This is a genomic window from Bradyrhizobium sp., assembly GCF_019244115.1.
Lineage (GTDB): Bacteria > Pseudomonadota > Alphaproteobacteria > Rhizobiales > Xanthobacteraceae > Bradyrhizobium.
In genome coordinates this window covers 1-13,774 of the sequence record NZ_JAFATE010000342.1, presented here as the reverse complement: position 1 = coordinate 13,774, position 13,774 = coordinate 1, and the positions used below count along the sequence as shown (strand labels likewise).

General features: G+C 63.3%; 6 protein-coding genes and 1 pseudogene. 5 read left to right on the top strand and 2 right to left on the bottom strand.

Annotation, left to right across the window (positions count from 1 at the left end):
* Positions 1-39: 39 nt before the first annotated feature.
* Positions 40-9,306: a filamentous haemagglutinin family protein gene (locus JOZ76_RS15115; protein ID WP_291699422.1), complete on the top strand. Its 9,267-nt coding sequence runs from the start codon at positions 40-42 to the stop codon at positions 9,304-9,306.
* 99 nt (positions 9,307-9,405) lie between these two features.
* On the opposite strand, the gene JOZ76_RS15110 is transcribed toward JOZ76_RS15115, so the two are convergent.
* Complete coding sequence (locus tag JOZ76_RS15110) at positions 9,406-9,696, bottom strand: hypothetical protein (RefSeq protein ID WP_291699421.1); 291 nt, start codon at positions 9,694-9,696, stop codon at positions 9,406-9,408.
* Between the two features lie 168 nt (positions 9,697-9,864).
* Between JOZ76_RS15110 and JOZ76_RS15105 the strand changes: the two genes are divergently transcribed.
* From JOZ76_RS15105 to JOZ76_RS15095, 3 genes are all read left to right on the top strand, one after another.
* A complete protein-coding gene (locus tag JOZ76_RS15105) occupies positions 9,865-10,077 on the top strand; it encodes a hypothetical protein (protein ID WP_291699420.1) in 213 nt (70 codons plus the stop codon).
* 435 nt (positions 10,078-10,512) lie between these two features.
* Positions 10,513-11,679: a polysaccharide biosynthesis/export family protein gene (locus JOZ76_RS15100; protein ID WP_291699419.1), complete on the top strand. Its 1,167-nt coding sequence runs from the start codon at positions 10,513-10,515 to the stop codon at positions 11,677-11,679.
* 130 nt (positions 11,680-11,809) lie between these two features.
* Entirely contained in the window at positions 11,810-13,024 is a 1,215-nt protein-coding gene (locus JOZ76_RS15095) for a glycosyltransferase (protein ID WP_291699418.1), read from the top strand.
* On the opposite strand, the gene JOZ76_RS15090 is transcribed toward JOZ76_RS15095, so the two are convergent.
* Positions 12,978-13,262 carry a hypothetical protein gene (locus JOZ76_RS15090; RefSeq protein ID WP_291699417.1) on the bottom strand — a complete coding sequence of 95 codons (285 nt, stop codon included), beginning with the start codon at positions 13,260-13,262 and terminating at the stop codon, positions 12,978-12,980. The two genes, JOZ76_RS15095 and JOZ76_RS15090, sit on opposite strands and share 47 nt — an antisense overlap.
* A gap of 209 nt (positions 13,263-13,471) precedes the next feature.
* Between JOZ76_RS15090 and JOZ76_RS15085 the strand changes: the two are divergent.
* Positions 13,472-13,774, top strand: a pseudogene (locus JOZ76_RS15085) (hypothetical protein); the annotation flags it as partial.

Genomic DNA, 13,774 nt, shown 5'->3' with positions numbered 1-13,774 from the left:
GCCACATCGTTGGTGCAGTCGTGGAGCGACGCCGGAACGGTGAGTATCGATGCGATCGGCTTCGCCTGGGGCGGCAGCTTTGCCGCGACGGGCGGCCGTTCTATCGGAGCGGACGGCCAGACCCACGCCAATTCCCGCGCCAACAATGGCACCTTCATTCTCGGCGGCCGGGCGATGCAGCTGAGGCAAGACACGACCGACGTGAACGCCGCCGTTGCCGCGTTCAAGCAGGGGCTGGGACAGGCACCGCAGACGCTCCTTGTGGCCGCCAATCAACTGGGGCCATTCGACAACGTCTATCTGTATGCGGCCGCCGGGCCGGGCGGCGCGGCGCGCATCTTCACCGACCTGCCCGGCAATTTCTACAGTTACGGCGCCCCCACATATGCTTCGCTGACGATCTCCGGCCCGCTCAACTGGACCGTCGCCAACCGGCTGCATATCGCGGCTGGCGCGATCAGCGCCGGATCATCCGTCAATGCGCAGCTGTCGGCGTCGTATGTGGAACTCACGGGCGGTACGCAGACGACAACCGCCTCGGGCAGCAGCACGCTCGCGATCAACGGGCAGGCCATCGATCTCGAAGGCGCCGCCTTCTCGGGATTCAAGCAGGTCAACCTGCTCAGCAGCGGCGATCTGCGCCTGAGCACGCCGAAGGTCGTGGACGGCGTTTTTTCGGGCACCAATACCGTGCCCAGCGATACCTTGAGGTTCAGCGGCAGTCTGACGTCGGCCGGCGATCTCCTGCTGTCGGCACAGCGGATCTATCCGGTGTCATCCGTCGATTTCACGATCAACACGCCGGGCAGTGTGAAGTTCGCCGCTCCGGCCGGCAGCAATACCGGTATTCCGCTGTCTGCCGGCGGCAGCCTCACCGTGATCGCCAGTACCATCGACCAGGGCGGCAACCTGTTTGCGCCGCTCGGCACCGTCACGCTCGGCAACACCGACACCACGGTCTCGTCGACCATCACGCAGTCGGTCGTTCTCGAGGCCGGCAGCCTGACCTCCGTGAGCCTCGCCAACACCACCGTTCCCTATGGCGCGACGCTCGACGGCGCCAACTGGTACTACAACGCCAGCCTCAATCCGCTGTCGCAACCGCCGTCGAAGGGACTCATTCTGGCCGGGGGCAACGTCAAGAAGATGGGCGGCTCGACCATCGACCTGCGCGGCGGCGGCGACCTGCAGGCGATGGAGTGGATCCAGGGCAAGGGCGGATCGCGCGACACCTTGACCACGACGCCCTCGGGACAGACCGTCTATGCGCTGGTGCCGTCGGCCAACACGGCGGTCGCCGCGTATGACATCCAGTTCGCGACCGCGCACAGTCTCGACAACGGCAAGACCGTCGTTGCCGGGGACACCAATCCGCTGGTCGGCACCCAGATCACCATCGCGGGCGGCAATGGCGTTCCGGCCGGCACCTATACGCTCTATCCGGCGCATTATGCGACCCTTCCTGGTGCCTATCGCGTGACCTATTACGGCAGCAATGTCGGCCGCAACCTCGCCAGCGGAACGACGCTGCCGGACGGCACGGTGCTCGTGACCGGCAATACCACCCAATCGACCGTGCCCGGCAAGCAGTCCTCCGGCCAGAGCCTGTTCGCCGTGCAGAGCAATGCGGTGTGGCAGCAATACAGCGAATACAAGTTGAGCGGCGCCAACGACTTTTTCACGCAGCAGGCAGCGAAGAACAGCGTGGTCGTGCCGAAGCTGCCGATGGACGCCGGGCGGCTCTCGGTCATCGCCCAGCAGTCCATTCTCTTGAACGGCGTCGCGCTCACCCAGCCGGGGCAGGACAAGAGCGGCAACACCGGCCGTGGCAGCGAGCTCGACATCACCTCGAGCCAGGCGATCGATATCGTCGGGCATACGCAGTACGTCAACAACGACATTCCGACCGGCTCTCTCGGCATCGACGTCAGCCAGCTCACCGGTTCCGGTTTCGAAAGCATTCTGATCGGTGGCAAGCGCAGCGACCCCACCGCGAGCAGCACGCTCATCACGCCGACTGCGCCGAGCGTTCTGGTCGACACCCGGGGCGAGGCATTCACCGCTCCGGAAATCCTGCTGGTTGCCACGACGACGAGCGCATCGCAGACTGTTCCGCAGGACCTGACGGTTTCGACGCAAACCGTCGATATCGACCAGACGATCGTCGCGCCGGCGCCGGGCAGCGGCACCGTGACGATCGCCTCCGGCAGCGTCATCACCACCACCGGTGTCGTGCATGCCGGCGCCGGCCGCAGCTATTTCTTCGCCAATCCACCCGCACCCGGGGCGACGACGGCGCAGGCCTTGGCCGCTGCACTCGGAGGCACGCTGGACGCCAGCGGCACCGTCATCACTGGCGTGGATATCTCGAAGTTCAGCTACTTTGCCAAGAACGCGGACGGCAGCTTCGTCACCAATCCCGACGGCTCGATCTACCATCACGTCAGCACGCTGTCTTCGAGCGCACTCGCGCTGCTGCAGAACTACGCCTCCCAGGTCGCCAATCCCGGCCTCGGCGCGCTGTTCGTCGCCTCGAACGACAGCAGCCTGAAAGTGTCAGGACCGACCGCAGTCGCAGCGCCGTCGCTGACGATCCAGTTCGCGGCGAGCACGGATCCGAAAGTGAGCGGGGCGGTCGGCGGCTCGATGGTGTTGCCGGCGGATGCCGGCCGCGTCGCGATCGCAACTGGCGCGCACATCACCACCAAGACGCTGACCCTGCAGGCGACCGCGTCGAAGCAGGCCATCGTCGTGAACAGCAACGACCTCCATGTCGGTCAGCTCAACATCGCGGCGCAGACCATCGGCCTTGGCTCATCCTCGGTCACCGACAAGAGCGTCGTGCTGCATAGCCAGCAGTTCGCCGATGTCGGCGCGCTGTCGCTCAAGGCGCTGTCCGGCACCATTACGGTCTATGGCGATTTCGATCCCGGCCAGCGCGTTGCCGGTTTGACGCTGGATGCCGGCGCCGTGGTCCGGGCAGACGGCACGGGGAACGCGCAGATCTCCGATGCGGGCACAATCACGCTAGTCAATAGCGGCGCAGCCGCGTCGCCCACTTCGCCATCGGCCAGCGGTTCCCTGAGTTTCAATGCGCAGGACATCGTGCTTGGCAGCGGCGGGCTGACGAGCACCCAGACCATCCTCGGCTATTCGCAGCTCAATCTGAACGCGAGCGACCGCCTGCTCGTCGCCGGGCCCGGCGGACTGACGCTTGGCGCCAGCACCGATAGCGTCGACCTCAATGTCGCGACGCCGCTGATCCTGGTTGCGGGCGCGAGCGGTGCCAACGGCGCTTCGTTCGCCGCGACGACCCAAGGCAACATCACCGTCACCAGCAGCTTCAACCAGAACCGGCCCGCCGACAGCACGGAGACCGGCGGCAATCTACTGCTCAAGGCCGCAAACGTCACGGTGGGCAGCACCATCCAGGCCCAGTCCGGCACGATTACGCTGCAGGCGACCACCGGCAATGTGACGCTCGACCAGCGCGCCTATCTCGATGCCGGCGGCTTCATGAAGCCGCTGGTCGACGTCGACACCTATCTGTCGGGCGGAAAAATCGTGCTGCAGGCCGATCAGGGCAGCGTCGCGACGGATGCGCTCAGCGTGATCGATGTGGCGCAGCCAGCCGGCGGCATCGGCTATGGCGGCGAGATCGACGTCACCGCGCTCAATGGCAACGCGACGCTCCAGGGCTCCCTGCGCGGCAGCGGCGGGCTCGGTCATGGCGGCACGTTCAAGCTCAACATCAAGGGGGCGACCGACCTGACCGCACTCGCGGACAGGCTGCTCGCGGGCGGCGTAACCGGCGCCATCGATATTCATACCCGGACCGGCAACCTCGTGCTGGCGGAGAACCACACGCTCAAGGCCAACGCCATCACCTTGACGGCCGATGATGCGACCTGGGTTGCCAACGACGCCAATCAGCAGTTCGGCCAGATCATTATCGGCGGCGTGATCGATGCGAGCGGGTACGGCGGCTGGACCGGCGACGGTGTCGGCCAGGCCGGCGGACGGGTCGGGATCTACGCGGCCAATTCCGTCACGCTGGGCAGCGCCAGTGTGATCAATGCGTCGACCACCCATGCCGACGAACGCGGCGGCGATGTCACGGTCGCAATCGGCTGGGGCGCCAACGGAAAGATCTTCCTGCAACAGGGCATGAAGATCGATGTGTCCAACGGGACCAAGGACGGCAGCGGAACGGTGACCTTCAAGGCGCCGACCGACGGCAACAACGACATGAAGCTCGCAGTCATCAGTGCCGTCCGCAACGGCAAGACCGGAGCCTTCGACGAACTCGCTGCGATCGATGGGATCCACATCGCCGGTGCACGTTCCGTCAGCTTCGACGACTTCGTATCCTTCGACACAGTCAGCAGCCAGCGCGGCCTCAACGGGTCCGTCCTCGGCTGGAATGGAAACATCGATCCGGCGGGCTGGTTCCTTCAGGACGGCATACACCCGGTGACGAGCGGAACGTGGAGCGACGTCGCCGGATGGCAGATTACCTCGTCCGGCAACGGTACTTATCAAACTGCACAGTGTACAGCGGGCTGCACTTTCACAACTCCAAATAGCGCGGGTGGAACCGGTGCGACCGTCATCCTGGCATTTGGGATCAAGACATTCAACGCCGCGGCGGCCACCGGATTTACCGGCAATGCGGGTCAAACGCTCAGTGTGACTTTTCTAACAGATGGCAATGGCGCCACAGTTGCGAAACCGGCCACCGGCACGGTCAAGGTGGGGGCAAACGGAGTGATCGATCCCTCAACGCTCGTTATCAGCAACCCCGGCAGCGGCTATGGCAAAGCGCCTACAAGCATGACTGTGATCACGGGCACCGATAGCTCTGGCAAGACTACTTCTTCGCAAACTGTTGGTCTGGCCGGGTCCGGTCAGTCCTCGCTGCAGGTCGTTTCGGCGCGGATCGGCAGCATGGGCAGCGGATATGCCGCTCCTACGTCGGACACAACGCAGCCAACCGCAGGCTTTTCGGTCAATGTCGGCACCCCTCTTGCTGGAACCCTGGTCCCCATCACCTTTACCCAAGCATTCGGCTCGGGGGGCTATTCGGTCCAGAACGGGAAGGCGGTGTTCACGCCGGACCAGAACAACTTCATTCCGTTCCAGTCGAGCGGCGTTTTCAACATATTCGATCCTAGCGCTCAAAACACGACGATCAACAACCCATCGGGTAGCCTGAGCGCAACGAGCGTCGCGAATTTTACCGGTCCCAACGCCAACACGGCAGGCACCAGCCAGTACTTCTTCGACACTGTCCTCATGCAGGTCACCCAGGGCAAATGGAGCAACAACGGCCAAAACTACGGCTTCAAGAATCTCTTCAACCGGCTGCAGCCGCTTGCCAACGAGCTTGGCACCAGCGTCGTGCACGTCACGCCTGGCGTGCAGCTCGTCAACTCCCAAGGCGACATCACGGTCGTCAGCAATTGGAACCTGGCGTCGGGAACGGCCGGTGGCCTGCTGCCCGCCACCAATGCGACGACCAAAACGACCTTCCAGTACTTCGATCCCACGTCGAGCTATATCACCTTCAACTATCGGCTCGTGACACCGTGGAATACGGTCGAGGCTGGCGACCTGACTTTGCGCACCGCCGGCAATATCAATGTCAACGCGTCGATCTCCGACGGCTTCTTCCAGTTCGGCAATTATCTCGACCCGGCCTACGTCGCCGCGGCCCTCGCGAGCACGAACAGCAATCGGACGTTTGCCAACAACTATAACTATTATCTCGATGGGAGCGCCGCTTTCCCGATCGCGCCGTACCGGGACAAGGACGCGAACAACAGCATTAGTCCGAGAACCCAGGATCTCGCGGCATCGGATCTGTTCCCCCACCAGTTGAACGTTTGCTGCAGCTCGGGATCAAATCCGCAACTCATCGCGACCGCGCCTTCGTCCTGGTCCTACACCTTGACCGCTGGCGCTGAACTCGGAAGTGCAAATCCCACCGCGCGGATGCCGCTGGCGAATGTCGGCAGTAATGGCAACGTCATCGTCGACAAACACGCCAGCTACAGCCAGCCGTTGAAAAACGACAGCACAAGCACGAGTCACGCGACCTACGTAACAGTAAATCTGCCGACGATGTTGCGCACTGGGACCGGCAACATCGCCATCGCGGCCGCGCAGGACGTGATCCTGAAGGATACCACTGCGCCCGGGGTGATCTATGCGGCCGGCGTCAACACGGCAAAGCTGGCTGATCCCAACTATGCAGGTTTGGGCACGACCGGGTTCAATGCGAATGGCTTCCTCGAGCCCCAGCTTCTCGCCTATGGCAACCTCGGCGCAGCTTCGAGCACGGCGGCGATCCAGGCCGGATTGCTGCCTTACTATGGCCCCCCCACCGCGGCGGCGTTCCCCGAGATGGGCGGCGACGTCACCATCGATGCACAGCACGACATCAAAGGCTACAGCGCCAGCGGCAACAAGGTGGTGCAATACTATCAGCCCTGGCTGATGGCCGATGCCGGTTTCGCGACAAATCCGTCGGCGACGTTTGGCGCCGGCGTCTTCGCTCCGTCCGGCACGAGCATCGCCTCGCAGACCGCCTGGTGGATTCAGTACGGCAGCTTCCAGCAGGGCATTCTCAGCGCCGGCGGCAATGTGAACGTCGCCGCGGGCAATGATCTGATCGACGTCTCGGTATCGCTGCCCACGACCGGACGGGTCAGCGGTGGATTGTCGGCGACCAGCACGCCGGTGACGCATCTCTATGGCAGCGGCAACATGAACGTGCGCGCCGGCCGCAACATTCTCGGCGGATCGTTCTACGAGGGATCCGGCCATGCCAGAATCGTCGCAGGCAATGCCGTCGGGCAGAATGGAACTGTGTCCACCTTTGCGACGAGCACGCTGAAGCTGCCCGATTATCCCTTGCTCGCGGTCGACACCGGACAGATCGAAATGGTGGCTGGTGGCGCCATCACGGTGGCCGGCGTCGTCAACCCGGCCGAGCTGCAGCGCCAAGCTCCAAGTCTGGCGAACCCGCTGGAAACGACGACTACTGCTTCAAACGGGCTTTATATGGACACCTATGGTCCGGACAGCAAGGTGCGGCTGGTGGCGCAGACCGGTGACCTGACCATCAGCATCGCGCCGACGGCATGGGCATCGGGAAACGGAGCCATATCGACCGCCAGTTTCCTTCCGGCCGCTTCGATGTATCCAGCCAGCTTCGAGGCACTGGCCCTGAATGGCAATCTGGTCACGACGGGTCTCCAGCTGGGGGAATTGGCCGGCGTCTCTGCGCCAACTCCCGGCATCGTGTTGAGCCCGTCGGACCACGGCACATTCGAGCTCGCGGCGCAGGGAAGCGTCGACCTCACCTTCAACTATGGAAAGGTGCTTGACGACTGGTCGAAGTTTCCGGTTGGCAGCAAACCATTCAGTCTCCCATTGATCCCGGTGATATCCGCCGGCTCATCGCTGATTGACATGGCCTTCGATCCGTTCCAGCCCAATAGCGGCTACAACGGTCCCTCCAGCAAGGCGCTGCTTGCGCACGCTGATGACGCCGAGGCAGGCATCGACGTCACCGCGCGCATCTACGCCGCCAGCGGCGACATCAGGGCTGTCGGCGGCTACGGCTTGGGCGTTGCGGGCAATAGTACGAACAACGATTATCAGCGTGTCGAAATCAACCGTCCGATCAGGGTCTTCGCCGAGCGCGACATCATCGATCTCAACATCATCGTGCAGAACATTCACCCTGATGACGTGAGCACGATCGAGGCCGGCCGCGACATCACCTATACGGGCAACAACAACGCGGGCGGTCTGCAGGTAGCGGGACCGGGCTTTCTCGTGGTGCAGGCGGGCCGCAACATCGGACCGTTCCTGCCGCTGGCCGACGACAGCGCCCAGTTCGCGCCTGTCCAGGAAGGCATCGTCTCGGTCGGAATCGCCAGCACGCGGCCGGTCGGCGACGTCTACGTCTCGCGGCCACAGGCGAGAGGTGGCGGCTCGGTCGGCATCTACGACCAGGCGTTGTTCGGCCCGTTCAGCCGCCCGAGGCGCAACACCCAGCTCACCGATGCCGCCGGCACGCGCCAGGGTGCCTCGCTCGAGGTGCTCTTCGGCACCAAGTTCGGCGTCGACTACCAGGCGATGGTCAACGCCTATATCGATCCGGCCAACGCGGCCAAGGTCGACCACAACTATATCCCCGAGCTGCAGGCCTTCCTGCAACAGATCGGCAAGCCGGCAAGCAGCACGGACCCTGCGACCGTGTTCAGTACGTTCAAGGCGCTGCCGAAAGCTCTGCAGCAGGTGTTCGTCGATCAGGTCTTCTTCGCCGAGTTGAAAGCCGTTGCCATCAGCAAGCAGCAGACCGGGACCGCCGATTATCCGCGCGGCGAAATAGCTGCGAACACGATGTTCCCGGCAAGCTTCGGCTACACCTCGAACGCGCTTGGCAGCGGAACAGAAAGCGTCAACACGCTGGTCAAGACCGGCGATCTCAACATGTTGCATGCCACGATCCAGACTCAGTTCGGTGGCGACGTCTCGATTCTCGGCCCGGGCGGAAGCCTGATCGTCGGTCCCCTGTCGACGGAACCGAATTCCAAGCTGAAGTTGCGCGACCTTGGAATTCTCACGCTTGGCGGCGGCAACATCAACACCTTCACCGACGAGAACGTGTCAGTGAATTCCAGCCGCGTGTTGACGACTTTTGGTGGCGACGTGCTAATGTGGAGTTCCAATGGCGATCTCGATGCCGGCCGTGGCTCCAAGACCATTGTGTCTGCGCCGGCGCTGCAGACGGTGTTCGATCAGAACGATTATGAATCGGTCGATCCCGGCGGCTACGTCACCGGCTCGGGCATCGGAACCGTGCAGGCATCGAGCTCAGTGCCAGTCGGACAGCTTTATCTGCTCACGCCGCGCGGTGTGATCGACTTCGGCACTGCCGGTGTGCGCGCCTCGGGCAACGCCGTTTTCGCCGCACCGGTGATCTTGAATTCCAGCAACTATCAGGTGCAGGGCACGACGACCGGGCTTCCGGTGATCGCAGTGCCAAATCTGGGAGCGTTAACGTCGGCCTCGAACACGGCCGGCGCCGCCGCCAGGCCGGCCGAAACGCCGACCGGGTCAGGCAGCAACCGGGACCAGGCATCCGTCTTCATCGTGGAAGTGGTGAGCTTTGGTGGCGGCGACGGCCAGAACCAGCCTTCGAGCGGCGGTGACAGCCAGAACCAACCTTCGAGTAGCGGTGATCAGGGGCTCGATACGCAAGCGACGGACGACAAAAAGAAGAAGAGGTGATCAAGCAGGATGATGATGGTCGCTGCGCTCGCACCAAGGCCGGTTGCCGCCAGGAATCGCTGCAGACGTCCGCGTCGGATTGCTGGAGCATGCGGAACTTCAACCGGCGGCTGCTGATGCGCGCGGCGCCATGACGGCGGGTTGCGTTGCCATCTGTTCGTGCTTGGCGCGCAAGGCGCCGGCGCACACCGCAAGATCCCGCTCGATGTGTTCGCGCAGGATTCTCTCCAGGAATGCGTCCATCAGCGGTGGCGTTAGCTTGGCGCGCGTTTGGCCGTCGCGACTTCGACGGCGATCGAGCCCGATCGCCACGGCCGCCCTGCGTGCGCCGGCGGAATCGCAGTTCATCAGCGCGGCGAGTTCGTCGTAGGTGAGCCAGATCTGCGGCACGCCTTAAAGCCTCCACGGTTCCCGCGCGATTGTTTGCGGGTATTTCTGATTTTTTGCTTAACATTGGTCACAGCAACGATAAGAAACTTTTCTAAATTGGTAGCCGGGTGCTGAAGGATCACTAAAAACAAGAAATCGTCGGCGCGTGATGTCGGCTGGGGGTATAACATGCGTCCTAACAAGCGCATCAGACTGGCGGCTTTCAAGCCGAAGCCGGCGCGCGTCGGCGTCGGGCTCTATGACCTTGCGCTGATACACATTGAAAACAGCCGAGGCCGCCGGATCGCGGCACTCGAGCGCGAGAACGCCTTGTTGTTGCGGGTCGCGTCGGAAATTCCAACCGAGATCGCACGGCTGCGCGAGTTGCTGGCGGCGCCATAGGCGGCGTCCCTGCGCTCGATAGGGCGGACGCGAGCCGTCGAAATCCGATTCACCGAAGCTTGTTGGGGCTTTGCATCCCGAAGCGACCGCGGTCGCCTGATCTGTGAGACGATCCCACGCCCGTTCCTCATGGCCGTGCGCCAATCACAGGGCGCCGGTTTCGCCTGGCGCTGCCGATGGCGGCTATTCCAGTCTTTCGACTGCCCTGATCCTGTCCCATCGCAAAATTCGGCGCGTCTGATTTCGCAGCAGGCACGCACGCGACGTCTATTCAACAGGGATCAGTAAATTCGACTCGCGCGGCGCGCGTCCGGTCATGGTGAGATGTTCAGAGAGCGAATTGGAAACGGCTCGAGATTTTGCGTCGACTGGCTGCGCCGGACCGAAATCCTGATTCGGAACGAGCGCGTTGGGGGAAGGCTTAAAGTCTTCGTCGTGCTCGCGTCCTGCGTGATGGCGCCCGCGGTCCTGGGCGGGTGCGGCTTCATCCCGATGGCGGGACCGGCGAGCATCGATGTCCACGCCCAGAACACGGCCACTTTGCCGTTTGCGGTGGTGAAGCTGGACAGCAATGTCGTGCAGGCGCTCGCCGAGTATGAACCAACGGGACTGCCGGGTGTGTTCACCGATGCGCGACCGCCGGCCCAGATCAAGTTCGGTATCGGCGACATCATCAGCGTGACCATTTTCGAAGCGTCGTCGGGCGGACTCTACATCCCGCCGGAAGCCGGCGTCCGTCCCGGAAACTTCGTCAATCTGCCGGATCAGTCTGTCGACAATGACGGCAACATCAGCGTGCCCTATGCCGGAACGATCAGGGCCGCCGGCCGCACCAATGTGCAGATCCAGCAGGACATCCTGGAGCGCATCAAGAACCGCGCGATCGATCCGCAAGTCGTGGTGACCGCAAGCCAGCAGCGCTCGTCGCTGGTCAGCGTCTTCGGCGAGGTCAGGACCCCGGTTCGGTTTCCGATGCCTGCCTCCGGCGCCCAGGACCGCATCACCGACGCCATCACGCGCGCCGGCGGCATCAGCGCTGCGGGCTGGGAAACCTGGGTGGTCATGGAGCGGAACGGGAAGCGGGTCACCGTGCCCTTTGCCAATCTGGTCTATTGGCCGGCCACCAACATCTATGTGCAGCCGGGCGATCGGATCTATCTCTACCGCGAGCCGATGAAGTTTCTGGCTTTCGGTGCGACGGGAACGCAGGGCGAATTCAATTTCGATGCGTGGAGGATCAACCTGGCCCAGGCCGTCGCCAAGGCCGGTGGTCTGCTCGATGTCCAGGCCGACCCGGGCTCGATCTTTCTCTATCGCCGCGAGCCTCGACGTGTGGCGGAGCAGCTCGGCGTCGACTGTTCACGCTTCGCCGGCGATTTCGTCCCGATCGTGTTCAGCGCGAACTTTCAGGATCCGGCCGGATACTTTCTCGGCACCAAGGTCGACGTGCGGCCGTTCGACGTGCTCTATGTCGCAAACGCACCGCAGGTCGACATCACCAAGGTCCTTGCCTTCATCAATAACTCGGTCGTGACCGCCGATAACGGAGTGAACCTGGTGAACGACTTCTACGTGGCACGGGCCAACAGCAGGCTGCACTGAACGAGAGCGTTTTCGAGTGAAGTGGCACAGGTTCGCGTGAAGAAAACGCGTCAAATCGAGAATCCAGAGCCTCGGTTCCGATTCAATCGGGACGGAAAAGGCTCTGGGTGAACCTCGCCGTGGGTCTTTGATGCGCGTTCTCGAGATCATCGGTTCGGTCAATCCGCAGGACGGCGGCGCCATCGAGGGCGTGCTGCGTCAATCCGCCGTGCGCGCCCGCCGCGGCCAGCAAACCCACATTGCTTCGCTCGACTGGCCGGATGCGCCCTGGGTGCGCGCTTGTCCGGTGAAGACTTTCGGCTTCGGGCCGAGCAAGCCGGATGTTCGCCGCTGGCCCTGGCAGCGCTATGGTTATGCCCCGCAGCTCATTCCATGGCTTCGTGAGCACGTGACCGACTACGACATCGTCATCGTCAACGGCCTGTGGAACTATACGAGCCTTGCCGCGCGATGCGTCCTGCCGCGATCGACCGTGCCTTACGTCGTTTTTCCGCATGGAATGCTGGATCCCTGGTTTCGCGTCGGCCGCCGCTTGAACCACCTCGCAAAGCAGATGCTTTGGCTGATTTCGGAAGGCCCGTTGCTCGCGGATGCGGGAGCCGTCCTGTTTACGACGGAGGACGAGATGATGCGCGCCATGGACGCGTTTCGGCCTTATGACGTGCGCGGGCGCGTGGTGGGATACGGAACGGCTGATCTCGAAGGTGACCCCGCGAGCCAGAGAGCCGCATTTCGGCGCGCGGTGCCGGCGCTGGCAAGCAGGCCATTCCTGCTGTTCCTCGGCCGCATCCATCGCAAGAAGGGTTGCGACATCCTGGTCGAGGCGTTCGCGCGCGCGGCTTCGGCGCATCCGGAGATGAACCTCGTGATCGCGGGCCCCGATCCTGATGGATTGCGCGCCGTGATCCAGGCGACCGCCCGGGCGACGGGCGTCGCCGAAAGGATTCATTGGCCCGGCATGTTGTCCGGCGATGTCAAGTGGGGCGCGCTTCGCGATTGCAAGGCACTCGTGCTGCCGTCCCATCAGGAGAATTTCGGCGTCGTCGTGGCGGAAGCATTGGCGGCGGGGCGTCCGGTGCTGATCAGCGACCAGGTCAACATCTGGCGGGACGTCAAGGCGGCAGGCGCCGGAATGGTTGCCACGGACGACGTCGAAGGGACCAGCCGCATGCTCGGCGATTTCCTCGCGCTTCCGGCGCCGGCCATCGAACGAATGGGAGGGGCGGCCCGTGCGTGCTTTCTCGGGCGGTTCGAAGTCAGCATCGCGGCTGAGGCGATCAACGCGGCGCTTGAAGATGTCAGGACATGCTGGCCGAGCGATCGCGCGCACCAGCGGCGGCGCTGACGGCGTCGGCAGGCGAGGCGAACAGGAGCGCGTGGATCATGGCGCCGGCAAGATATCCGATCTGGAGTCCGACGCCGGCCGCGAGCGCGGTCAGCGCGGTCGAACCGGGCGGGACCTCATGGAGGTGGTCGAGAGCTGCGATGAAAAGCGCGGCGGCCAGGATGACGGGAGGCAGGCAAAACACCTTGTAGCGGGTGCCGAGCACCGCCCCGATAAGAAGGCTGAAAATCGTCGTCATGACACGCAAACTCCCGCGCTATCTAGATCACGGCAACACTTGCCAACCGATTAACGCGAACGCGCCAATTTTCTGGACACAAATATGAAGCTAGTGCCGTCGAGTTATGATAAGTTCAGGTCTTGAACTAACATGATATATCGAAACGTCTCAGGAAGCCTTTGCTGTGGCTCGACAAACGCGCCACGACCAGCAATGGGGGATGGATCGTGAAGGGCGGAATTTGGACGAGTTGCGCGGCAGCCGGGGCGCTGACTCTCTGCACGGTCCTGGCCGGGGCGGCGCCGCGCGCCGCCCTGGCCCAGGACGGGGGCAAGGGCAAGGGCTCATCGGACATCACGCATCAGGGCACCCTGATCGGCGGCCAGTCGCCGCCGCCGGCGACGTTCGAGCGTTGCGTCGAGGTGGAGGTCGGCGGTGAGAGGTCGTTCGGATGTCTGAACCAGAAGCTCAAGCGCGAGGTCGATCGGACCAATCCATCGTTGAACCTGCCGCCGCTCGATGCACGCTCG

Excerpts from the sequence above, each read along its gene's own strand:
- JOZ76_RS15105 (WP_291699420.1), top strand. The coding sequence starts at position 9,865 with ATGCGTCCTAACAAGCGCATCAGACTGGCGGCTTTCAAGCCGAAGCCG.
- JOZ76_RS15095 (WP_291699418.1), top strand. The coding sequence starts at position 11,810 with ATGCGCGTTCTCGAGATCATCGGTTCGGTCAATCCGCAGGACGGCGGC.
- JOZ76_RS15090 (WP_291699417.1), bottom strand. The coding sequence starts at position 13,262 with ATGACGACGATTTTCAGCCTTCTTATCGGGGCGGTGCTCGGCACCCGC.